The sequence below is a fragment of the Halobacteriovoraceae bacterium genome (assembly GCA_020635115.1).
In the GTDB taxonomy this organism is placed as follows: domain Bacteria; phylum Bdellovibrionota; class Bacteriovoracia; order Bacteriovoracales; family Bacteriovoracaceae; genus JACKAK01.
In genome coordinates, this window is the sequence record JACKAK010000002.1 from 130,728 (window position 1) to 154,867 (window position 24,140).

Sequence of the window (24,140 nt, forward strand, 5' to 3'; positions counted from 1 at the left end):
GTTAATCCTTAAAAAAGATAACCCTAAGTTATATCTATTATTGACTCAAGTTGTAAAGAGCGGCTTGCTTTAAGAAAAACATGATCTTTTCCGATGAGAAGATTGCTTAGATTTTGTTCAAGTTCCTCTTTACTTTCATACACAATGCACAAATTATCTTTATACCCATCCATTAAATACTTTGAGTATCTCCCTACGAAAATAGGATTTAACACTCCTAAGGATTTTACAAACGCACCAATTTCTTTGTGTAATTCAGGTGCCAAATCTCCAAGTTCATTCATATCTCCTATTATATAGAGGGCCTTATCTTCTGAGATGGATTTTTGAATTAAATATTCTTTAAAACCTCTCAGGGAAGCTCGCATCGAAGATGGGTTTGCATTGTAGGCATCACTAAAAAAGATAATGCCCTTTTTTTCTTGAAAGACACTTCTGCCTAAAGTTGGTTTAAAAGTTGAAATGAGCTTTTGTAGTTTATTTTTTTCTTTAGGAAATAGACTGTGAACAAGCAAGTATGACTGCGCAAGATTTAAAAAATTATGCCTCCCAACCAGATGGTCATTTTTAAGATCGACCACCTCCGCTCTTATTTGGAAAGCATAATTTGAATTTTTTTGAACTAAATAGTTTTCATCATTTTGAAATTTAATGAGTTTTTTCCCAGGGTATTTTTTTTCTAAAGAAATTAAAAGCGGATCTTCACAGTTAAGGACAAATTTACCATCACCATTTTTCATTATTGCATGAAAGAGTTCACTTTTTTCAATTAAAACATTTTCTTTTGTTTTAAAAAATTCCAAATGGGATTCTCCAATATTGGTAATTGTTCCATGATTTGGTACAGCTATATCACACAATACTTTAATTTCACCTGGATGGTTGGTGCCCATTTCTAAGATTACGTATTTGGTTTCATTTTGGATTCTGAACAAAGTAAAAGGAACACCTAAATGATTGTTTAAATTTCCTTGTGTCGCGATTACCTTTCCAGGAAATAATCCATTCATAAAATGAAAAAGCATCTCTTTGGTCGTTGTTTTTCCGTTCGATCCAGTTAGTGCGATGATTTCTCCTGACCATTTTTGTCTATGTAATGTGGCCAGGTCTTGGATATATTTTACCGAGTTTTTCACAATAATGAACTGGGTTGATGAGTGTGAAATTGAATATTTTTCAACTTGTTCAATAGCTTCATCTGACATTTGACATATAAATAGCGGACAATTTTGCTGAATAATTTCTTCAAGAAATTGTATTCCATCAAAATTATCTCCCTTAATCGCAATAAAGCACTGACCTCTTTTATATTTTCTAGAATCAGTACAGATTTCAAAGCTTTGTTTCAAACCGCGTTTATTGTAAAATTCGAGTATCTCTTCTTTTGCTTCAATGAATGTTTGATATTCTACCATTTTTTTCCCGTCAAATTTTCTATAATCTGAAAATCACTATAAAATTCTTTTTCTCCATTTTTATCCATGTATTCTTCATGTCCTTTCCCGGCCAAAAGAAAAATGTGACTATTCATTAATTCCACGCCTTTTTTTGTTGCTTCAACTCTAGAACATATTTTATATGTTTCTTTTCGGCCGGACAGTCCACTACTTGCATCATCTATAATTTGAAGTGGATCTTCTGTTCTTGGATTATCAGTTGTTAAGATAATAATATCTGAATATTTTTCAACTGCCTTGGCCATCAATGGTCTTTTTGATCTATCCCTATCTCCTCCGCAACCAAATAAAGTGATAAGTGGTTTGTCTGGATAAATATCTTTCAATGTTTTTGTAATATTTTCTAATGCATCAGGGGTATGAGCATAATCAACAACAATAACTCCCTTATTCGTTTCCAAAATATTAAATCTTCCCCTGGGTGGCCTTAAAAAAGATAGGTCCTGCCCATGAAAGCTCATTCCAGTTAATTCACTTACAACGGCCAATGCTAATTCAAGATTTGACTTATTGAAGCCTTTTGAAAAAATAAGTGGTAGATTATTACATTTATAAGCTTCAAGTATCTTGGCCTTTACAAATTGAACATTCTTTTCTGATAGTTTCTCTTCAAGATCTTTAGAATCCTCAGGTATAAAAAGTTTGCCGACTAATGATTTATAAATGTTTAATTTGGCACATAGGTATTTTTCCATATTTTCATGATAGTCTAAATGATCTTGAGTGAGATTTGTCCAAGCTGCCATTTCAATAGGGATATCAAGTAACCTATTTTGATCTAAAGAATGAGAACTCAATTCAATAGCACAATATGTGATTTCTTCGTCTTTTAAACGATAAAGGATTTTTCGCAAATCAAGATATGAGGGAGTAGTCGTTCCATGAAAATCAAGCAGTTTTTTTTCATTTAAAAATACTCCTACTGTACCAATGGTTATTGTCTTTATATTTTTGGAGTTTAGCAGTGAGGCAACTAAAGTTGTCACGGTTGTTTTTCCATTTGTCCCGGTAACACCAATAAATTTAGGATATTTTTTAACAGGATAAAAAAGATCACAAAGTTCTTTTAAAAGATTATCAAATTCATTTTGAATACAATACAATCTTTTATCATTAAGCTCTATTTTTTCTTTACCAATTATTAGTTTGGCTTTTGAATGTTCGACTCTATCTTTAAAGTTCTTAATATCTTTAATACTATTTCGGGTATGATAAAATACAATCTCTGTTGCTTTTGCATTTTGAAGATTGAGAGTTATATCAGTAAATACTTCATTACAATTTATAGAATATTTTTTTAAAATAGATTGAATTGAGTTATTCATATTTTGGTGGCCGATATAATATTTTAAGTTCAACGTCGGCCTGAATTTTTTCTCCGGGTTCAGGAAATTGTTCAGACACAACTCCAATTCCACGATGCTGCGCTTTTAGTCCCATTTTTTCAAGAATTTGTTGAACCGTTTTTTTATCCAATCCTTTTAAATTTGGAATTTGACTTTGTCCATATTTTTTACTTGCTGCATTTTTTACTTCAATTTTATCTATAACAAATTTAGTTTTCGTTTCAGATTGTTTAGCAAAATTGTGATATCGTTTATCATTATAAAGTATGTGCTGGGCAATTTCTTTAAACACTGGTGCGGCCAACTGGTTTCCATAATACTTCTCACCCTGAGGGCCATCAATATAGACATAAATAACAAATTTATTATCTACATTTACAGGATAACCAATAAATCCTGGAATATATCCAGTGTATCCACCTTGTCCATCAGGTCTTTGAGCAGTTGAAGTTTTACCTGCAATAGTAAAATGTTCAATTTTTGCATTTTTCCCAGTTCCATCTTCAACAGCTTCAATTAACATTTTTTCAAGTTCTATGGCCGTATTTTCTCTAAGAACTCTTAAAGGCTCACTAGGTTGTCTATTTTTTAGTAGCGTTGGTCTTACTAAGATTCCTCTATTTGCAATTGTTGCATAGACAGAGAGCATTTGTATTCCTGTTACAGCAATCCCCTGTCCAAAGCTGATATTACTTAGACTTAATGGGGATACATTCTCAGTTGTAGGTCCTATTCCTCTCGATTCACCTGGAATTTCTACCCCTGTTTTTTCTCCAATTCCAAATATATCTAATGTTTTTTTTAAACGAGGATATGTTAAGTCAAATGCGAGTTTCGTTGTTCCAACATTTGAACTATGTTTAATAATATCAGATACAGATAGCCATTCGTATTTCTTCACTGATTCTGCTTCACTAATAATATGATCTTCAACTTTGAGTCTTCCTCTTTCGCAATAGTAATTTGTATCAGGTTTGGCAATGTTTTGTTCCAAGGCCGAAGCGACAGTTAGAATTTTAAATATTGAACCTGGTTCAATTGGATCGGTTGCAAATGATAATTTTCTGTCTTTAGAATTTGATTTTTTTAAATTATTTGGATCAAATGTTGGATAATTTGCAAGGGCCAGTAATTCTCCAGATATGACATCGATGATACCAACTCCTCCCATCTTTGCTTGGCTTTCAAGTACCATTTTACGTAGATATTTTTCAGCAATTGCCTGTAGCTCAATATCTATAGATAAATGAATGTCTTTACTCTTGGCCTTTTTATTTTCTTCATTTTCAAATTTTACTGGCCTTCCTTTGGCATCTTTAAAATACTTTACAACCTTAGCTCCTCCTTTTAGATCTTCATCAAAAAGATATTCCACCCCTGCAAGTCCAGAGTTATCAACTCCAACAAAGCCTAATATTTGAGAGGCCATCTCATTATTCGGGTAGAATCGCTTTGGAACTTTTTCAATATAAATGCCTTCAATTTCTTTGATTTTTGCAACTTGTTCATCGCTCAGTTGTATTTTTCTCGCAATCCATGTGTATTTATTTCTTTTTAAAATCTTCATCTTAATTTGCTGAAAATCTAAGGAAGGAACTATTTCAGTCAAAGTTCTATACGAAGAAAGACCATTTTTGACGTTCTTTGGTATTGTGAAGATGCTGTAAGTTTTTATATTGATGGCCAGAGGTCTGCCATTTCGATCATAAATATCTCCACGATTTGAGTATACTTTGTAAGTACGAATTGTCTGTGATTCAAAAAAGGCCAACAATTTAGCGCGATTTACCACTTGAATATAAAAGGCCTTACTTAGTATAAGAACTAGAGCAAGACAAAAGAGAACAAAAACAATTGTTATACGTTTTTTACTAACCATCCACTCACTTAATTAAAATGATTTGCTCCTGTTTTGGTGTATTAAGATTATATTTATTTGCCATCAAGTGCAAATTCTTAACACTTAAAAGTCTCGCTTTTTTTGCTTTCAATTCTTTTTGAACTGAGTTTACGGCCAAAATCTTTTTATCAAGAGCGTTTAACTTGTATTCCATTTCTACATTAGTCATTCTAAAAAGAACAACAAGTACGCCAAGAATTGTAATAGTTAAAAAAATGGGGAGGCCTTGCGAACTGAAAATGATATTTTTCATTGACTCAATACATTTTTCAGAGAATGTTTGTTTTGTTTTCTTTCTTAACTTTGGCCTTTTCATAAACCCTCCTGGTTTTTAAAAAAATCATTTTTTTACAGCAATTCTAAGTTTTGCTGAACGTGAACGTGAATTTTCTTTAACTTCTTCTTCACTTGGTAGAATTGGTCTCTTGGTTAAAATATTCAAATCTTCTAGCTCTTTGAAAGAGTGCTTTACAATTCTATCTTCTAGCGAATGAAAGCTAATCACAAATATTTTACCATTTTTTTTAAGCAGTGGCACAAGACCGGGTAAAACATTTTTTAGAACCTCTAGTTCTCTATTGACCGCAATGCGTAATGCTTGAAAAGTTCTTGTAGCAGGAGAAATTCTACCGAAACGATTTTTCTTTGGGTAAGCATGAAAGCAAATGTTTTCTAATTCCTTAGTTGTATTTATCGGAGATTTGATTCTTGTTTCAACAATTGTTTTAGCAATTCTGCGAGAATAACGCTCCTCTCCATAATGGAAAATGAGATCTGCAAGCTCACCTTCTTCATACGTATTTATTATCTCTTTCGCTGATACTTGATCAGAAACTGATCTATTATTCATTCTCATATCTAATTCGGCATCATTTCGAAATGAAAAGCCTCTAGAATCTTTGTCAAAATGATGACTCGAAACACCAAGATCAAGTAAAATTCCATCTAATCCGTAGTTTTCTCTAAATAACTCATCTTCACCTACTAGCTCAGGAAAGTGGACAAAATTAGTATCTAATAAATGAATACGACTTTCATACTTTTTTTGCTGAATATTTTTTCTACCATTTTCTAATGCATCTGGATCCTGGTCTGTAGCGATGACTTTTGCGTTTGTAAATTTCTCTAGAATTGCAAAGCTATGACCTCCAGCTCCAAATGTGAGATCAGCAAACAGCACCTTGTCATTTGCTTTTGCATTTTCATCAAAATAATCAAGTATTTCATTCTTAAGAACCGAATAGTGCTGTGTATAAATCATTTTAATATTACTTTCATCGTTTCATTTAGTTTTACATTTTTTGTCATAATGACATTTTTATTAAATTTTTCATATTTCAGTTCATGATGTGAAAAATAAGAGATTAATTCTTTTATTAAAATACTGGCCTGTACTTGATTATACTTCATCGTAGTCACTACTTCTTCTACATTTACATTTTCTTCTTTCCAACAATCAAAATCAGTCACAAGTGCTAATGTTGAATAGGCCAATGCCGCCTCTTTTGCCAAAAAGGCCTCTGGTACGTTTGTCATCCCTATTACACTGGCCCCAAAAGATCTGTAAAGTTGTGATTCTGCTCTGGTTGAAAATTGTGGGCCTTCAATGCAAATATAACTTCCATTTTTTTGAATAGAAATTTTTTGTTTTACTGCAAGAGTATAAATAATATCTTTTAATTCATTTGAGATCGGATCAGCACAAGATACGTGTCCTACCACACCATCTTCAAAAAAAGTCCTTTTTCTAAGTCCTTTAGTCCAATCTATAAACTGATCAGGTAAAAAAAGTGTTTTGGGCGGGAGTTCTTCCTTGAGAGAACCCACTGCTGAGACAGATAAGAGAATTTCTACACCAAGTTTTTTAAGGACAAAAATATTGGCCCTATAGTTGACTTCACTTGGAGAAAATTCGTGATTTGCTCCATGTCTAGCAATAAAATATGCTCTATCACCTTCTTTTGTACCAACAGTGTAAACAGGAGTTGAAGGCCTACCATATGGGGTATCAAATTCAAGTTTTTCAAGAATTTCCACCCCTTCAATATTGTATAGTCCAGAGCCCCCGATAATAGCAAATCTAATTTTATCTTTCATGTTCCACTCCTCTATGGACTATAGAATCGTATAATGACATAATGCACTTTACAACAACAAATGACGAAGGAATGTCAAAATGAAAATGCTTATCTTTATATTACTGTTTTCTAGTAATCTCTTTGCACAAAATTATTTTGTAGAGCTTAAAGCAAAAGATTCTAATGAAAGAACAAAACTAGCAGAAATTATCCATATTGATCAAGTATTAGGAGATAGAGTTTATTCAGTAATGAATGAAAAACATCTCAAGTATATTCAAGAAAATTTTCCAAAACAAATCGTTCAATTTTATATGATAAAAGATGAGCACGTCCACGATGGCCTTAGTGTGCTGAGTGATGAAATAGAATTTCCAAAGGGAGATGAACCATATCATACATATGATGAGGTATTGGATGAGCTGAATACATTAAGTAAGAAATATTCCAATATTTCAGAACTTATTACAATTGGTCAATCTGTTGAAGGAAGAGAAATACCTGCACTTATCATTAAAAATAAATCGCTATGGCCAAAGGAAAGTTTGCCTCCTGGAACATTAATTGTTGGAACTCATCATGCGAGAGAACATCTTTCTACTGAAATTCCCCTATTAGCGATTAACTATCTTCTAAAAAATTATCAATCAGATGAAGAGATTAAAAATTTGATCGACAATCGTGAGATTATCTTCATTCCTATGCTTAATCCAGATGGAGTGATCCATGATATAAAAGGCAAAAAATATAAATACTGGAGAAAAAACAGACAAGAAAACCATAGTGGAGATCTGGGAGTTGATCTTAACAGAAATTATTCTTTTATGTGGGGAACTGGTGGTTCTTCAAGTAGAACTTGGTCAGATACATATATGGGGCCACATCCCTTTTCTGAACCAGAAACACAGGCCATAAGAAAAATTGTCGATGAAAAACCAAATCTTAGAGTACTTTTAAGTGTTCATACATTTGGTGAAATGATTCTGTATCCTTGGGGCCATAAAACAGAAGATGTTGTGGGCAAAGATGGATTAGTGTTTAAAAAAATGGCACAAGACATGGCCAAGTGGAATAAGTATAGCCCTATGAGAGGAATCGATCTTTACAAGGTCTCAGGGGACACTTGTGACTGGGCCTATGGAGAAAAAGGGATTTTTTGTTTTACCTTTGAACTCTCCCCAAGATTCTCCAGATCTCGAGGAAATTTTTATCCAGGTACTTCGATAATTGAAAGTACTTTTAGAGAAAATCTTAATCCAATACTTTACTTGATTAAAAATAGTGCAGATCCCTATAGCGTTATAGAGTAAAAAAAATTTTACTTAACTAGATTTTATTGACTGATATACATCACCAAAGTATTTTATTTATTTGGAGGTAATTATGTTGGCCTCTCTTGGTCAATTACAAAAAGAATATCAATCGCTAAAGTCGAGGCATTATAAAAGAGTGAAACAATCTCAAGAGGTTTTGCAAAACGCTTGCAAAACCTCTGCTGAAGAATTTTTTGATGGACTAAAAGGAGCAATCAAAGATCCTAGTTCTCTATCAGCTCTCAACTTAATCAAAGACTCTGTCGGATCTAGTGTTTGGATAGGGCATTCCTATATTAAATTTTTGAACTCATTGATAGACTTTTCTAAGAATGATTTTTCCCACTTAGATAATTTTAAACATCACTACATAATAGATCATGTCATTTCTCAAACACCAATCAAAGAGACTCTGATAAGTGATCAAGAAATTTTTCAAGCAATCTATGAAGATCTAGAATATAGTTATGCAAATCCACACTATGAAACAACTTTAAGAGTACCTAAAATCGCCGAGACAATCGTTCTTGTTTCAGGAGTTTTTAATGAGCTTTTTAAAACTGAAGCATTCGAAAGAGCTGCCGCTCATTTATCTAAAAAGTACTCAATTCGATATATTAATGGACAGGTAAGTGGGATCAAAAGTTCTTTTCATAATCAAGATATGCTTTATGAGCAGATCTCAAAACTGGTTAAACATAATCCAAAAGAAAAATTTTATTTGTTTGCTTATTCAAAAGGTGGAATTGACGCCCTTCATATGATGGCCAAATACAAAGATTTTGCACGTGAGCATATTCAAGGACTCAGTTGCATAGCTTCACCCATTCAGGGTTCCTCGCATATTGAAAGCTTAGTTTTTAAACTGGCAGAATTTATACATAACCACAATGGCACAGGAATATACACTGATAGTGAAAGAGACTTAGAAAAAATCTCGCAAGAATTTCAAAAATGTTTGTTAGAATCATTTAGACTTAAATGGCTCGAAGAGAATAAGGACAATCTGCTTTACGGAGCTTTTTACACTTCTGTTGCTCTTGAATCTCAATGGTATGAAAGTCACCTTTGGATGGTTCTTGCTAAAATTATTTTTAATAGCTCTAGTGCAAATGATGGAGTTGTTGAAGCAAAACTTGCAAAATTTCCAGAGAACTTTCCAGGGATTAATTTAGGAATAGTAAAGGGCCATCATTTAATTAGTGCGCGTTCTAGCTTTTATTCGCAAGAAGCACTTCTCGAGGCACATATTATTTTTCTGCATTATAAAAAATTTCTTAACTAAATTCTACTTTCTTCTTGAATATTTGTCCTCAGATTCATAAGTACGAGTTTGCTGATACCTTTTAAAGTTTCAAAAACTCCATTTCCTCGAGTTGCACTGGCCTCATATTCTGAAAATTTCCATCTGTTAAGCTGAGAAGATAAATCATCAACTGAAGAAACATTTGGAAGATCTCTCTTGTTCCATTGCATAACAATTGGAATAGTAGTCATACTGTATCCTTGTTCTGAAAGGTTCTTTTCTAATCCTTTCAAACTTTCTAGATTGGCCTCCATTCTTTCGACTTGGGAGTCGGCCACGAAAACAATTCCATCTACACCACGTAAAATAAGCTTTCTACTGGCCTCGTAAAAAACTTGCCCCGGCACTGTGTATAAATGAAACCTGGTATTAAAACCTCTAATCTCTCCAAGTTCCAGAGGTAGAAAATCAAAAAAGAGCGTTCTTTCATTTTCAGTGTTAAGAGTAATCATCTTGCCCTTATTATCCCCACTGGTCTTTTGATAAACGTATTGGATGTTTGTTGTTTTTCCACAAAGTCCAGGCCCATAATATACAATTTTACAGTTAATTTCTTTCGTGTGGTAATTCACAAATGACATCAGGCCTCTCCACTAAATGAAAATAAATTGTCCATTTCATCATCTGAAATGTCGTTGAATAAAAATCTATCATCTTTTTTTTGTTTTGTTGAAAAATCCAAATTTTGAATCTTATCTCTGTAGAAACGCAATTTAGATTTCAATTGCCCAGGATTCATTTCCTTAGAATACATCGTTCCAAAATAGTATTCAGTATTATTAATTTTCAAGGGAAGAACAAATACACCACTTGAACTTGAATCAAATGACAAACGAAACTCTTTCATCGCTTCAGCGTCTTTTATAAATGCCGCCAAACCGGCCGAGGCCTGCCAAACCCCCCCGAGCAATGCACAAATTGAATTTAAATCTAAGCTTTTTTCCTCTACTGAATTACTATAAACCAAGATGCCATCATATCGGCAAATAAAACATTGATAATTTTCAATAAAACTCGCTGGATTTTTTTTAAAGAATTGACCTATTTCTTTGCCTAAGTTCATTCTTAACCTTTCAGTTATAACGCTTGTCTATTTTCAAGTGCCTTTGAAATTGTCATTGCATCTAAGTATTCTAGATTACCACCAATCGGTATGCCAAATCCTATTCTTTCCACACGAATATCGGAGGGTAATTCATGCTTAATGTAAGAACACGTTGCATCACCTTCAACGGAAGGGTTAATCGCTAAAATGACTGATTCAATCTTCTTTTGCTCAATTCTCTTAAAAAAATTATCTAATTTTAATTCTTGTGGGCCTACTCCCATAAGAGGGTTAAGTACTCCACCTAAAATATGATAGACCCCTCGATAGGTATCACTTTGTTCAATGGCCATGCAGTCGGTGATTCTTTCAACAACACAAAGAGTTTTATCCTCCCAACGTTGTTGATTTGAGCAGATTTCACAAATGGCCTCATCACTAAAAAGCCCACATTCTTCACAATATTTGATCTCTGAGAGGTTTTTTATGGATTCGCCAAAAAGTTGCAGCTCTGTTGTTTTCCAGTTAATGAGTGACATCACATATCTCATCGCTGATTTTGGGCCGACACCTGGCAATTTTGAAAATGAATCAACAGCTTGTTGAAGTTTACTAGGATACTCCATACCTTAAAATAATCCAGGTATATTTACACCACCAGTAACCTTTGACATCGCACTTGATACCATTTCTTGAGATTCTTTCACGGCCTGGTTAACTGCTGTTTTAATAAGTTCTTCAAGCATTTCAACGTCTGATGGATCCACACACTCTGGATTAAGTTTTAAATCCAGCAGCTCTTGTTTACCGTTTATACGAATTGTCACCATTCCACCACCTGAAGAAGTCTCTAGCTCCCTTGTTTCAAGTTCTTTTTGTAATGTGGATAACTTTGACTGCATTTGTTGGGCCTGTCTCAAAAGAGCATTCATATTTTTGGCCATTTTTTTCTCCTTAATCCGATATACTTACTTTATCAAGTTGACTGTTAAACATTTCTTGGGCCTTCAAAACCATTGGGTGACCCCTTAAATTTTCTTCTTTCAATTTTTTACTTTCTAGTATTTCTTTTTTGTGCAAATCTGCAAGTGACAAAAACTCATTTCCTTCGAGTTTTAAAACTAATTGGATTTTATCTTTGTCTTTTTCAAAATACTGAGCAGCTTGTGTTTTTAAACGATCATACACTCCTTTTTCAGAGAGATAATCATAGAATAATTTTGATGAGCTAGAAAAGCCTAATTTAAGTTCCAAAATGGGAGCTTGCAAATCGAGCTCTCCAATAATATTTCCCTGTTCTAAGTTACTGGCCATGGCCGGTGAAATTTTCATCAGAAAGTTCAAAAACATTTCCCAACTTTTAGATTCTTTTTGTGGGGCTTCTTTCTGTTCTTGCACAGGCACTTGTTTTGTTTCTTTTTGCTCGAGTGAGACTTTATCGAGTTCTTTTCTTATTTCAGAAAAATCAGCTACTTTTTCTTCCTTTTTTACAATTGTTTTTCTCTGTCCTTCAATCTTCTTCGTGAAAAACTCTCGGCGTAGAGCAACTTTTTTTAAAACTAAAATTGCTGAACTATCAGGGCATAGAGAATGTAAAACCCAACTAGAATCCTTAGATAAAACTTCATAAATCCAAAATAGCTCCGAGGCCTCTATATCCTCCAGTTTCTTATTGTCTATAAGAGTCGACAATACATTTGGTAAATCGATCGCTTCAATTACATCAAAAAGTAAATCAAGTAGTGAAAGAAATATATTTTCCACTGAAACGTTCTCTGCAAGAATGCTCCTAAATTTTTTTGAAATACTCTGATGATCACCAATTAAAATACTCTCCAGCAATACTTTTATTGCCGATAATCTGGCCATACCTAAAGCATAGACAACCGTTTCCTCATCAATATTTCCATCTTTGCTAAAACTTAAAACTTGATCGAGCAAAGATAGAGCATCTCTAAAAGAACCTCTGGCCAGCTTAACAACGTAATCAACAAGTCTCTCATCTTCAAATTGAAAGTTTTCTTCTTTAGAAAGTTTTAAAACATGATTTTTTAAATCTTGTGAAGAAGCATGCCTAAAATCAAAACGCTGGCAGCGCGACAATACTGTGCCCAACAATTTTTGGGCCTCGGTTGTGGCCATCACAAATATTACATGTTCAGGAGGTTCTTCCAGCGTCTTTAAAAGTGCATTAAACGCGTTCACACTAAGCATGTGAACCTCATCTATAATATAGACTTTGTATTTTCCACTCGAAGGAAGATACTGAACATTTTCAACTATCTGACGAATATCATCGACACTATTATTTGAAGCGGCATCAAGCTCAAGTACATCAATACTGCTGCCATCATCTATTTCTATACATGACTGACACTGATTGCAGGGATTTCCATCAGAAGTCCGATTATTGCAACGCAAAGCTTTGGCAAAAATCCTCGCAACAGACGTTTTCCCAACCCCTCTTGTTCCGGTCATAAGATAAGCATGTCCAAGCCGATTATGATTTAGGGCATTTTTAAGACCTTCTGTAACATGCGACTGGCCTATTACGTCTTCAAACTTTTTTGGCCTCCACTTTCTCGCTAATACTTGGTATGACATAGAATCGCGCCTCTTTCTCTAACTAGTACAGTCCTAGATATAACATCAAAAAGCGATTTTGCCTAAAAATGAATGATATTTGAAATGCATCAAAAGGCGGCAGCTGGACCATACAACACACAAAATCATCTGCTACCGTTGCTTCCTTCCGGACCTGGCGGGGTTCACAAAATCAAAAGCTGCAGCGGTTCCAACTGCCGGGGGCATCATAATTTTCTAAAAGGGTAATGTAAAGAAAAATAGGTAAAAGCTCGTTTTACCAATACTGGTTATTTATGAGAACACCATCTGTATTATTAACCCTAAGGGCGTGAACTTTACCAATACCAAGTTGCTCCATAAAGGCAGAAACAAGAATGAGATTACTCACTTGTGTGTCAGCATAGCTCCCACCAATTTGTTTATCTGTTTTATTAAGTAATTTTTTTATTTTCTTATCAATATTAAGTTTAGAATATGTTTTTTTTCCTACCTGCTTAGAGACAGAATAATAATGAACGCTACCAATACCAAGAATCTTCTTCTTAGGAATAAGTTCAAAAAAATCCTTATCTACACTTTCAGCAGCAAGATTCTTTGCAAATTCAAATGATCTCTTGAAATCATCCTTAGATATGGGATTTGGAGATAATTTTTTAGACTTCTGAATATCATTAATAATGTTGTTCTTAAAAGTAACTGAGGCCAGCTTTCCCTTTTGTATTCTCTCTCTTCCTTGGTCATTGATGGCCATAAATTGCATACTTCCACCGCCAATGTCCCATACAAGTATGGAGTCTTTTGAATATTTTGTGCTGGCCAAAGCTCCATAAAAGCCAATTTTTGCCTCTTCTTCTTGGGTGATGATTTTTGTGTTTAATCCTGTTTTTGTTTTGAGCTTAATTACAAAGTCACGTCCATTATTTGAATTTCTAATAGCTGATGTGGCAACCCCAACAATGCTTGTAGGATCAAAACTTTTGGCCTGCCTAAGAAGGTTATGGATTCTAGAGATGGCGTTGTCTACAAAGTTTTCAGAAAAAGAAAATGAAGAACGCTCTAGCTCCTCATTGAAATCAATTTTAATACTCTTTTCGAATAGATTTTTTTTAATCAGACTTTTACACACATCAACAAGTGCCACTTTTACTTTGGTAGAACCAGATCCAATGTCAAAAGCGGCCCTTTTAACTAAACAATTTTCTTTAACTTGTGCTGAATCACCTAAAGCTGTGTGAAATATTAGTACAAAATTGATTAAAAAAAATAATAAATATTTATTCATATGCCATGCCCCTATAGGGTTCAAAGTACAATCTATTTAAGAATCTGTTAAGGTATGACCATAAAGCAAGTATTTATTACTTAGGGCCATAAATGAATTGCTGCACGTTGCGCAGCGAGCTATACACCTCTTATGAAGACATTTATTTTATGTATATTTGCCGCTTTTTTGATTTCATGTTCGCATACTGAAACTGAACAGTGGATGAACGACGTTCGCTGGGAAGTTCCGCAAGAGGAGCTTTCAAAAATTGATTATTTTTTAGATACGGCCTATTTCTATGAAGTAGTAGAAGCTGATAAAAACGATGTTGGTCAGAGCGATAGAGACTCAAATTATCTGCAGTTTGAAAGTGAACACCCCAAAAAACTTCGAAAAGTAGAGAGAAACACTCCCCTAACCACTTCTGAAATAGTTCACAGAATTTTAGCTTCACATTCAAGTAATCTTAACCAATGTATCTCCTATGATCAAAATTCAAAATCTCGCTCAAAGGTTACCTTTGTTTTTACGATTAGACCTGATGGCAAAATCCAAAGGGTTGGAATTGGCGAATCTACCTTAGATATGGGTGCTAAGGCCTGTATGATTGAAAAACTCTATGAACTTCAATTTCCAAAAAATATGGCCAATAGAAATATCAGGGTTAATCAGCCCATCATATTTTAAAACTAAATTCGTACTATCTATACCTTTAGCGCGCGTAAATGTGACATAATAGTAATCTATCGATAAATTTACATATGTTTTATTTAAGGAGCTAACCATGAGCAGCATACGTTTGGATAGTCTGGTGAAGAGTTATGGGAAGAATCAAGTTGTCCATGGAATTGATTTAGAAATTGAAGATAAGGAGTTTGTTGTACTGGTAGGGCCATCAGGATGTGGAAAATCGACCGTCCTTAGAATGATCGCTGGACTCGAAACAATTACAGATGGAAAAATATGGATCGGAGATAAAATGGTTAATGAATTATCTCCAAAAGATAGAGATATTGCCATGGTTTTTCAAAACTATGCACTTTACCCTCACCTTACTGTTTATGAGAATATGGCGTTCTCATTAAAATTAAAAAAAGTTACCAAAGAAATTATAGATCAAAAAGTAAATGAGGCCGCAGAAATATTGGGATTAACTTCTTACTTAAAACGTAAACCTTCGGAATTGTCTGGAGGTCAAAGACAAAGAGTAGCAATGGGGAGGGCGATTGTTCGAAAACCTAAGGTATTTCTTTTTGATGAACCTTTATCAAATCTTGATGCAAAATTAAGAACTACAATGCGTAAAGAAATAAAGGAACTTCAAAAAAAACTTAATACAACAGTTGTCTATGTTACACACGACCAAGTTGAGGCCATGACTTTAGCTGATAAAATAGTTGTCATGAAAGATGGTCGAATAGAACAAGTTGGGCATCCTCTTGATGTCTATGAAAATCCCGTTAACACTTTTGTCGCAAATTTCATGGGCAATCCTCCCATGAATCTCATCGATGTGGATTCAACCTTTGGCAGTTATAAATTTGACAATAAAGATATTATTTTAGGAATAAGACCTGAAAAATTCTCTCTTATAAGTGATAACACTGATTATGAAGTTGAGGCCAATGTGAATCTGATTGAGCCTTTAGGTGGTGAAACATTGGTGCATATGAATTTTTACGGGCAAGAATTTACGGCCAGATTAGATAAAAATTTAAGAAATTCGGAGCTCAATAAATTGAAACTATATTTTCGCAATGAGGATATTCATCGTTTTAGTAAGCAAACTTTTTCGGCAAATCTAACAAGGACAAATCTATGAACAAACTTGGTCTCTTTTTTTTATTTCTGACTTCCAACATTTTTGGACAACCACATCAAATAAATTGGTGGCACTCAATGAGTGGAGAACTTGGTAAAACAGTAGATCAATTAGTTAAAGACTATAATAGTTCTCAAAAAAATTATAAAGTCATTGCTACATATAGAGGAAACTACACTGAAAATCTAAATGCTGCGATTGCGGCCTATAGAGGAAAGAAACAACCTCATATCGTTCAAGTTTTTGAGGTTGGAACTTTAACTATGATGAACTCAAATGCAATCTATCCAGTCTATAAATTGTTTGCGGATAATAATATTAAAGTGAATTGGGATGATTATCTAGATCCTGTTGTTTCATATTATCAGGACCAAGAAGGTAATTTATTATCACTACCATTTAATTCATCAACGCCAATTCTCTATTACAATGAGGATATATTAAAAAAATCAGGTTTTACAAAACCACCTGAGACATGGGAAGAGTTGTTTTCACAGTCGAAAAAAATTGTCTCTGACGGAAACCAATGTGGAGCAGTCATCGCTTGGCAATCTTGGATACTTCTTGAAAACTTTAGCTCAATTCATAATCTTCCTTTCTCTGATAATGAGAATGGTTTCAAAGGGACAGATGTAAAACTTACTTTTAATAATCAGAAAGTTATTCAAAATATCAATTCTTTGAAAGAGGGATTAAAAAGCAAAATATTCTCCTATGAAGGACGACGAAGTGATCCGGCCAAAAGTGCATTTTTCTCTCAAAAATGCGCGTTTATGATGGACACATCGTCATCAATGTCAGCTGTGAGAAAACTGTCTAAATTTAAATGGTCAGCAACGACATTACCTCATTATAAAGATATTGGTCCAAAAAATAGTATCATTGGAGGGGCCACATTATGGACTTTTAAAGGACATAAAAAAGAAGAGTACCTAGGAGTTGCTGATTTCTTCAAGTTTATCGCAAGTGATAAAACACAACAATGGTGGCATAAGCAAACAGGATATTTACCAATCACCAAAAGTTCATATAAAAAATTAAAAGAAAGTGGTTACTATGACCAATTTCCGGAACAAGAAGTGGCCGTTTCACAATTATTAAGAGGAACACCGGGCAAACTTAACAGGGGAATACGTTTAGGTGGATTTACTCAAATAAGGGAACTTATAAATGAAGAACTTGAAAAAATTTGGTCAGGGAGAGTTTCGACAGAAGAAGGTCTCAATAATGCTGTCAAGAGGGGCAATCTCGTTCTTAAGCAATTTAATAGAACAATGAAAAGAAGGTCAAAGTGATGGATAAAAAATCCATCTACCCTCACAGATTTTTGCCCTATTTTCTTATTGCTCCACAGATTCTTATCACATTTGTTTTTTTTATTTGGCCTGCAGGAGTTGCTCTTAAGCAGGCCTTTTTAATTTCAGATCCATTTGGAGGGGAAAGTGAGTTTGTATGGTTTGAAATTTTTGAAATTTTGTTTGAAGGTGATCAATACTTAAATTCTTTTGCTCGTACTTTGGGCTTTAGTTTTGCAACAGTTTTTCTTTCAATGTCAATAGGTTTACTCATGGCAGTACTTATAAATAGGACAATAAGATATAAACGTCTTACAAGAACAATCACAATACTTCCTTATGCTATGGCCCCTGCAATCGCTGGTATTCTATGGATGTTTCTTTTTCACCCAACTTTTGGGAGTATTGGATATTTTTTGAACAACGTTCTAGGTTTTGAGTGGAATCCAACTCTGAATGAGTCGCATGCTTTTATTCTAGTCATTATTGCTGCTTCATGGAAACAGATTAGTTACAATTTTGTTTTTTTTACAGCTGGACTTCAAGCGATTCCAAAATCAATTCTAGAAGCAGCAGTGATCGATGGTGCTGGCCCTATAAAACGATTTTGGAGTATTATATTTCCTTTATTATCCCCAACCTTATTTTTTTTAATGATTATGAATATGATTTATTCTTTTTTTGATACATTCGGAATTATTCATACAACGACTGAAGGTGGGCCAGGAGGAGCTACCAATATCTTAGTTTATAAGGTGTATACAGATGGTTTTGTGGGACTTGATCTTGGACAATCAGCAGCTCAATCCGTGATATTAATGATCTTGACCATTTTCATTACCATATTCCAGTTTAAGTTTATTGAAAAAAAGGTTAATTATTTATGATAGAAAAGAATAAGTTTTTAGATATTTTAACCTTCGTGTTCCTTATCATTGGAATTATTTTTATCATATTTCCGATATACTATTGTTTCATCGCTGCAACTCATGATCTTGCAACAGTTATGAAATCTCCAATGCCTCTGTATCCCGGAGTTGAATTATTCCACAATTTTCAAAAAGCTTTCGTCAAAGTCAACATGTCTCAGCAATTGATCAATTCTTTTATCATGGCAATGAGTATTACAATTGGAAAAATATCTATCTCTATCCTCTCAGCGTTTGCACTCATTTATTTTAATTTCAGAGGGAAAAATATACTTTTTTGGATGATTTTTATTACCCTTATGCTCCCAGTTGAAGTTCGAATTTTGCCTACTTATGAAGTTGCCTCAAATATCTTGTCTCCTATTAACAAAATTATCCATGTACTCAGTAACATCAATATAAACTTAGAATTTTCACTACTCAATTCATATAGTGGTCTTGTTATCCCTCTCATTGCATCAGCAACTGCAACATTTTTGTTTCGTCAGTTTTTTTTAACTATACCTGATGAAATTTGTGATGCTGCAAAAATTGATGGTGCAACACCCATGCAGTTTTTTTTCAAAATTATTCTGCCCCTTTCAAAAACAAATATTGCTTCACTTGCAGTGATCATATTTGTCTATGGTTGGAATCAATATTTATGGCCATTACTTATAACGACTTCGCCTAATATGAAAACATCTGTAGTAGGATTACAAGATCTCATTCCAAAAGTAGATGAATTACCAGAATGGAATGTAGCAATGGCCGCGGGACTACTCATACTCATTCCTCCAACATTGATTGTTATAATTATGCAAAAATGGTTTATTAAAGGATTAATAGATAATGAAAAATAAATTACTTGTCATTGCTCATAGAGGAAACAGTTCTTGTTATGCCGAAAATACAATTCCTGCCTTTAATAGTGCAACCGATGAAAAATCAGATATGATTGAGTTTGACGTCCATTTTACAAAAGATTTTAAAATTGTCGTAACTCACGACTTTAAACTTGGAAGATGTATTAAAGCTAAAGGAACACTCCTTAACTATACACTCGATGATTTAAAAAAGTTTTCAATAACAAATGCTCCTTCATTAAGTATTCCAACCTTAGAGGAAGTAATCTTGAATTTTTCAGAACGAATTATTTTAAATATCGAAGTTAAAAAAGAAACTATTAAAACAAAACAGCGGAAAATGCTTATGGCAAAAGCATTAATTGATTTGATTAAAAAAAATAATATTAATTATAGTCAGTTGATTATTTCAAGTTTTGATTATTCATTTTTAAGAATTCTTAGATCAATTGACTCGGATATAAAGATCGGGATACTAAATAACTCTCCTCGTTTTTTACTTCACTTAAATCTCATAGAAGAACTTAAAAGCTATTCTTATCACCCAAATTATAAATATCTTAACAAGAAGATTGTATCAAAACTCAAGCAACATTCCCAAAAAATTTATCCTTACACAGCAAATACAGTCCAAAGTTTCAAAAAACTATTAAATTTGCAAGTTGATGGTATAATTTCAAATGAAGTTCAAACATTACGTAGGTTCGTAAATGAAGTCTAAAAAAATTGCAATTGTATTATTATCTTTTTATGCCCTAGGACATTATTTAACTAATTATCAATTTGCTGAAACAGTTCCCTATTTTTCTTATTTTTTTGATATATCGTTTTTTTTGATTTCTACATATTTCTATGGAAATCATTTCAAATTTTGGGATTTGAGATTTGATAAGATATTTTATCTATCATTTTTGTTTGGAGGAATTTTAACTTCCATCCTGGCATCTTCTTTAAAAATAAATATTTATTTTGATCTCCAATCTTATGAAATTTTACTTTTTCTACTCTTTATTGCTCCTGTTATTGAAGAGCTTATTTTCCGGTTTTCTTTATGGGAACCAATAAGAGAGTTAACTCCTAATCGAAGTTGGGCAGTTATTGTTTCAAGTCTTGTTTTTTCACTCTCGCATTTTTTTGCTTATTTTGTCATTGTCGAGGCCTTCAGGGCATTTGTCCTTTATCAATCTTTTTATACTTTTATCCTGGGAATAGGATTGGGTATGGCCAGAAAAAAAGCTGGAATGATCAATCCCATTATTTACCACTTTTTATTTAATGCTGGTTTTGCAATTGGATTGTATGCAATTCGTTAAGGAAAAATATCCTCTATTAATCTCGCTTGTCTTGATCTTTATCGTTTTCTTTATTTGTGCTCCTTATACAGTACAAACACTAGACACAGGGGAAACTGTTACGAATTCCTATCTCTACAGATTAATACATCCACCCGGATATCCAATTTATACCCACCTTTATTTTTTTTGGACGAATGTATTTAGTTTTAAATCAGTCTTCCATTCAGCTTCAATTCTAACAGTATTTTTATCTGTATCCACTTTATATTTTATTTTTGAAGGGATAAAAATTAAATCATTACAATTTTTATTTCCCTTGGTACTTGCGAGCTCTTCAATATTTTGGCGCTATTCACTACTTCCTGATGTCTTTATGCTGCATTGTTTTATCGTTTCTGTCTTTTTTTATGCATACAGAAAAAATTTCCCCTATTACATTCTGGCCTATGTTTTTACAATTGGGTGTTGTAACCACCAAACCACTATCTTTCTTTTTCCTTTTCTTATTAATAAAATCTGGCAACATAAGGCCCATCAAAATCTAAGACAATCCCTTATGCACATGTTTTTAAATATTGCTCTTTACTTTGCTATAAATCTTACATTATTTTTACCCGATCAAAGTTCTATTACTACTATTTTTAAACTTGAAAGCATAAATGATTTTTTTAGCTATTTGTTAAGAAAACAATATGGAACATTAAAGCTCACCAAAAACATACCTGAATCTTATAATTTCCTCATCAAAGATATTTTTCTAGAAAATTCTATTCTTGAACTTTTCATTTATTTTTTTATTAATATTTTTAGTATATTTTTGATTTTCAAATCTAAACTGAATTTTCGTTTCATCATTCCTTTCCTCATCTATTTTGGATTTTATTATTTTATTTTTTTCCGATTAACAAATACAAATGTTAATCATGTTTCAAGGGAGATTATAGAAAGATTTTTTTTATTCCCTCAGTTAATGATTGCAATTATTACAGTTTCAATCTTCAATTATATCCCCCTCAAAAAAACATATATTTTTGTCATTATTTTTTTTAGCATCTTAAATATTTATTCGAATATCATTCTTAATAAGAAAATGAATAATTTTTCTCAAAATACAATAATTGAAGACACAATGTTAAATGCTATGTCACAACTAGATCCATCGAAAGATATTTTCTTCCTGTGGGGTGACACTCAGATTTTTGCAACATTTTATGTACAGTTTGTTTTAAAAAAATATCAAGACATTATAATATTTCCGAAAAGCATCTTCTCAATTGATTACTTAAAAAAAGTCTATAATTTCTATAAAGAAAAAATTCCATCTCCTGATTATGATGAAATTATAAAATCAAATACATTATCTCATTACTTTTATTCACTAAATAAGCATTTTAATTTTTTTGCTCTCACTAGTGATGTACCTCTTCCTGCAAAAAGCATTCAATATTTGGATCTTGGAACTTATAATTATCTTACAGAAAAACATTTTGATACAATTTTTAAGGATACCTCGGCAAAATTCCAGTTTAGACATGATATCAATCTTACGAAAGATATTACTAATAAATATCATCAAGAACTTTTCTTTTATCACTTATATAGTCTGAAAAATTTCAAACTTGGGAATTTTAATCTCGAATTTAACGATTTTAATAATGCAAAAAAATATTATCAAAAATCTATTGAACAGGTTGAATATTGTGGGCCTTGTTTATTAAAGCTATGTAAAACATTAAATGATCCAAACGCAAAAGAATGTCAAGAGGGTCTACTTTATAAAAATATAATTGATTACTCTTATTTTGAATTTTCACTCTAATAAAAATAATTTCAAAGAATTAAAGCTATAGATTGGCCTATGATTAAAAAGTGATTTTTCTTTACTTATAACTAGTCCTTTTTCATTCTCATCAATTTTTTTTACAACAGGATTTTTTTCTGTCATAAAACTCACCAAATTTGCAAAGTTCCACAATGCATACGATCCTTCGTTTAAAATCAAATTTTTTTGCATAAATTTTTCAGTATTTATATAATCTAGAATTTTAATTAGATCTTTATCTCTTCTAATTCTACTTGTAAGTGGAAAACATAGTAAGATAATCGAAATAATTGCAGTTATATATTTAAGAAATTGATTAAAACGATAGGGCGCAAATTCAAAGCTTTCAATAATAACAATCGCCGAACTTATACATAATGCAGGATATATTGGGGCAATATAATGGCCTAATTTAAATTTCATAAAGGAATATGGAATAAGTATTCCAAGTATCCATACTAAAAGAAATCTATATTTTTTAAGATTGAATTTATTCCTAAATAAATAAATGGTTGGTATGACTAAAAATATACTACCTCTAAGAAGAATAAGAATATAACCAAAAAAGTTTGATTCTTCATTGTCCCTGCCTTTAACAACGGTAGATATGAACTGACGTTCAAACCAATAGTTAAAACCATGAAAATTATTCGTCAAATACAGACTTATTGGCCATATGGAAAAAATAAGCAATCCTAATAGAAATCCGCAAAAATAAAGCAAGGTCTTTTTATAACTAAATTGATTTGAGCTTGCATAGTCAATGCAAATAATTAACGGAATGAAAAAAGAAGCATGTCCTTTAAATGATAGTGCAATTCCAAAACTTATCCCTAGTGGTATAAAGTGAACTTTTCCGGTTTCAACAGATAGTTTATAAAAATAGAAACAAATTATTGAAAATAAAACAATCGCCATATCCATGTTTGGGAATCTACATATTCTTATGATTGGGAAACACATCGTGAACAGAACAATTGCAAACTGAGCGACTCTTGAATTGTGAAAACGCAAACAATACTTCCAAATCATAAATAGACTTGCGAGTCCAAAAAACAGATTAAATAGTCGAGATGTTGTCCAACTCACCCCGAATATTTTAAAAAGAATACCTAATGAAATAGAAATTAAAGGAGGATGTTCAAAAAATTGTGAATAATATGTATCACTCATTTTTGGCACTAGCCAATGCCCATATAAAGCTGCATTTTTTCCTAACGCAGAATAAAGGGTGCCATCATGAAACATTCCAGGAACCCAAGATTGATTAAATACTAATACTGTGAATAAAAGTGAGGGCCATATAAATAGATAATTCGCTCTAATAAAGTTCATTTTAAAACCATTTTTATATATATTTGTGAATCTAATATACAATTTTTATGACAAAAAGAAATGCTTGAGTTTGAAATTACACTTTGTAATATTTTTTCTCTCTTAGAATGAAGCTTGAAAAATTTTAATCAATATTTTACTAGTCACAACTCATAGCAAAATTATACTATAAATGGATGAAAGCTATTAACGTGAAATTTATATTAATATTCTTTGTTTTTTTTATAATGCTTTATGTTACTCACGGACATTATACAAATGAATATTTTTTCCTCTTACCAACACTGCTTGTGTTGATGTTTGCCAAAAATATTGAAGTCCCAATAAAGTATTTCAAAGTGGTAATATTTGTGATCATTCAATTATTTCTAGTAATTAATATCTTTAGACCAGCAATCTTATTTGAATATCTAATATACTCTAAAAATGACATTTTGACATCATATCAGATTTATTCTTTTACACTTATTTTCTTTTTAAATTTTTTATTTATATATTTACA

General features: G+C 32.5%; 23 protein-coding genes and 1 other RNA gene. 10 read left to right on the plus strand and 14 right to left on the minus strand.

What is annotated here, in order from left to right:
• Positions 1–23 precede the first annotated feature (23 nt).
• Genes murF through mtnP form a run of 6 tightly spaced genes read right to left on the minus strand, consistent with a single transcriptional unit; the run spans position 24 to position 6,800 of the window.
• Positions 24–1,415, minus strand: coding sequence for a UDP-N-acetylmuramoyl-tripeptide--D-alanyl-D-alanine ligase (gene murF / locus H6622_02905; protein ID MCB9060456.1), 1,392 nt, complete (start codon positions 1,413–1,415; stop codon positions 24–26).
• The gene (locus H6622_02910; protein ID MCB9060457.1) at positions 1,409–2,782 is read right to left on the minus strand and encodes a UDP-N-acetylmuramoyl-L-alanyl-D-glutamate--2,6-diaminopimelate ligase; all 1,374 of its coding nucleotides are present in this window, start codon (positions 2,780–2,782) and stop codon (positions 1,409–1,411) included. Before H6622_02910 ends, murF begins: the two co-directional genes overlap by 7 nt.
• Complete coding sequence (locus tag H6622_02915) at positions 2,775–4,682, minus strand: PASTA domain-containing protein (protein MCB9060458.1); 1,908 nt, start codon at positions 4,680–4,682, stop codon at positions 2,775–2,777. The genes H6622_02910 and H6622_02915 overlap by 8 nt, the downstream gene beginning before the upstream one ends.
• A gap of 4 nt (positions 4,683–4,686) precedes the next feature.
• The gene (locus H6622_02920) at positions 4,687–5,019 is read right to left on the minus strand and encodes a hypothetical protein (protein MCB9060459.1); all 333 of its coding nucleotides are present in this window, start codon (positions 5,017–5,019) and stop codon (positions 4,687–4,689) included.
• Positions 5,020–5,043: 24 nt separating this feature from the next.
• The gene (gene rsmH / locus H6622_02925; protein ID MCB9060460.1) at positions 5,044–5,964 is read right to left on the minus strand and encodes a 16S rRNA (cytosine(1402)-N(4))-methyltransferase RsmH; all 921 of its coding nucleotides are present in this window, start codon (positions 5,962–5,964) and stop codon (positions 5,044–5,046) included.
• A complete protein-coding gene (gene mtnP, locus H6622_02930) occupies positions 5,961–6,800 on the minus strand; it encodes an S-methyl-5'-thioadenosine phosphorylase (protein ID MCB9060461.1) in 840 nt (279 codons plus the stop codon). Before mtnP ends, rsmH begins: the two co-directional genes overlap by 4 nt.
• A 79-nt stretch (positions 6,801–6,879) precedes the next feature.
• Here mtnP and H6622_02935 point away from each other — a divergent pair, with 79 nt between their 5' ends.
• Both H6622_02935 and H6622_02940 read left to right on the plus strand, forming a co-directional pair.
• A complete protein-coding gene (locus H6622_02935; protein ID MCB9060462.1) occupies positions 6,880–8,091 on the plus strand; it encodes a zinc carboxypeptidase in 1,212 nt (403 codons plus the stop codon).
• 73 nt (positions 8,092–8,164) lie between these two features.
• Positions 8,165–9,379 (plus strand): hypothetical protein, encoded by a 1,215-nt coding sequence (locus H6622_02940; protein ID MCB9060463.1) that lies wholly within the window; start codon positions 8,165–8,167, stop codon positions 9,377–9,379.
• Here H6622_02940 and H6622_02945 read toward each other — a convergent pair.
• The 7 genes from H6622_02945 to H6622_02975 all read right to left on the minus strand — a co-directional run bounded on the left by H6622_02945 (position 9,376) and on the right by H6622_02975 (position 14,313).
• Positions 9,376–9,981, minus strand: coding sequence for a GTPase domain-containing protein (locus H6622_02945; GenBank protein MCB9060464.1), 606 nt, complete (start codon positions 9,979–9,981; stop codon positions 9,376–9,378). The genes H6622_02940 and H6622_02945 overlap by 4 nt on opposite strands.
• Positions 9,981–10,463, minus strand: a complete 483-nt coding sequence (locus tag H6622_02950) for a hypothetical protein (GenBank protein ID MCB9060465.1) — start codon at positions 10,461–10,463, stop codon at positions 9,981–9,983. The genes H6622_02945 and H6622_02950 overlap by 1 nt, the downstream gene beginning before the upstream one ends.
• A 14-nt stretch (positions 10,464–10,477) precedes the next feature.
• Positions 10,478–11,071: a recombination protein RecR gene (gene recR / locus H6622_02955; protein ID MCB9060466.1), complete on the minus strand. Its 594-nt coding sequence runs from the start codon at positions 11,069–11,071 to the stop codon at positions 10,478–10,480.
• 3 nt (positions 11,072–11,074) lie between these two features.
• Positions 11,075–11,389, minus strand: a complete 315-nt coding sequence (locus H6622_02960) for a YbaB/EbfC family nucleoid-associated protein (GenBank protein MCB9060467.1) — start codon at positions 11,387–11,389, stop codon at positions 11,075–11,077.
• Between the two features lie 10 nt (positions 11,390–11,399).
• Positions 11,400–13,049: a DNA polymerase III subunit gamma/tau gene (dnaX, locus tag H6622_02965; GenBank protein ID MCB9060468.1), complete on the minus strand. Its 1,650-nt coding sequence runs from the start codon at positions 13,047–13,049 to the stop codon at positions 11,400–11,402.
• A gap of 99 nt (positions 13,050–13,148) precedes the next feature.
• An RNA gene (gene ffs / locus H6622_02970) (signal recognition particle sRNA small type) lies at positions 13,149–13,243 on the minus strand.
• 62 nt (positions 13,244–13,305) lie between these two features.
• The gene (locus H6622_02975; protein ID MCB9060469.1) at positions 13,306–14,313 is read right to left on the minus strand and encodes a hypothetical protein; all 1,008 of its coding nucleotides are present in this window, start codon (positions 14,311–14,313) and stop codon (positions 13,306–13,308) included.
• A gap of 132 nt (positions 14,314–14,445) precedes the next feature.
• Between H6622_02975 and H6622_02980 the strand changes: the two genes are divergently transcribed.
• The 8 genes from H6622_02980 to H6622_03015 all read left to right on the plus strand — a co-directional run bounded on the left by H6622_02980 (position 14,446) and on the right by H6622_03015 (position 22,300).
• Positions 14,446–14,982, plus strand: a complete 537-nt coding sequence (locus H6622_02980) for an AgmX/PglI C-terminal domain-containing protein (protein MCB9060470.1) — start codon at positions 14,446–14,448, stop codon at positions 14,980–14,982.
• A 97-nt stretch (positions 14,983–15,079) separates the two neighbouring features.
• The gene (gene ugpC / locus H6622_02985) at positions 15,080–16,117 is read left to right on the plus strand and encodes a sn-glycerol-3-phosphate ABC transporter ATP-binding protein UgpC (GenBank protein MCB9060471.1); all 1,038 of its coding nucleotides are present in this window, start codon (positions 15,080–15,082) and stop codon (positions 16,115–16,117) included.
• On the plus strand, positions 16,114–17,412 hold the full coding sequence (ugpB, locus tag H6622_02990) for a sn-glycerol-3-phosphate ABC transporter substrate-binding protein UgpB (protein ID MCB9060472.1): 1,299 nt from the start codon (positions 16,114–16,116) through the stop codon (positions 17,410–17,412). Before ugpC ends, ugpB begins: the two co-directional genes overlap by 4 nt.
• Positions 17,412–18,299: a sn-glycerol-3-phosphate ABC transporter permease UgpA gene (gene ugpA, locus H6622_02995; protein ID MCB9060473.1), complete on the plus strand. Its 888-nt coding sequence runs from the start codon at positions 17,412–17,414 to the stop codon at positions 18,297–18,299. The genes ugpB and ugpA overlap by 1 nt, the downstream gene beginning before the upstream one ends.
• Positions 18,296–19,183 carry a sn-glycerol-3-phosphate ABC transporter permease UgpE gene (gene ugpE / locus H6622_03000; GenBank protein MCB9060474.1) on the plus strand — a complete coding sequence of 296 codons (888 nt, stop codon included), beginning with the start codon at positions 18,296–18,298 and terminating at the stop codon, positions 19,181–19,183. Before ugpA ends, ugpE begins: the two co-directional genes overlap by 4 nt.
• Positions 19,173–19,907: a hypothetical protein gene (locus H6622_03005; GenBank protein ID MCB9060475.1), complete on the plus strand. Its 735-nt coding sequence runs from the start codon at positions 19,173–19,175 to the stop codon at positions 19,905–19,907. The genes ugpE and H6622_03005 overlap by 11 nt, the downstream gene beginning before the upstream one ends.
• Positions 19,897–20,499 (plus strand): CPBP family intramembrane metalloprotease, encoded by a 603-nt coding sequence (locus H6622_03010; protein ID MCB9060476.1) that lies wholly within the window; start codon positions 19,897–19,899, stop codon positions 20,497–20,499. Before H6622_03005 ends, H6622_03010 begins: the two co-directional genes overlap by 11 nt.
• Positions 20,486–22,300, plus strand: coding sequence for a DUF2723 domain-containing protein (locus H6622_03015; protein ID MCB9060477.1), 1,815 nt, complete (start codon positions 20,486–20,488; stop codon positions 22,298–22,300). The genes H6622_03010 and H6622_03015 overlap by 14 nt, the downstream gene beginning before the upstream one ends.
• On the opposite strand, the gene H6622_03020 is transcribed toward H6622_03015, so the two are convergent.
• Positions 22,292–23,638 (minus strand): glycosyltransferase family 39 protein, encoded by a 1,347-nt coding sequence (locus H6622_03020; protein MCB9060478.1) that lies wholly within the window; start codon positions 23,636–23,638, stop codon positions 22,292–22,294. The two genes, H6622_03015 and H6622_03020, sit on opposite strands and share 9 nt — an antisense overlap.
• Positions 23,639–24,140 lie beyond the last annotated feature (502 nt).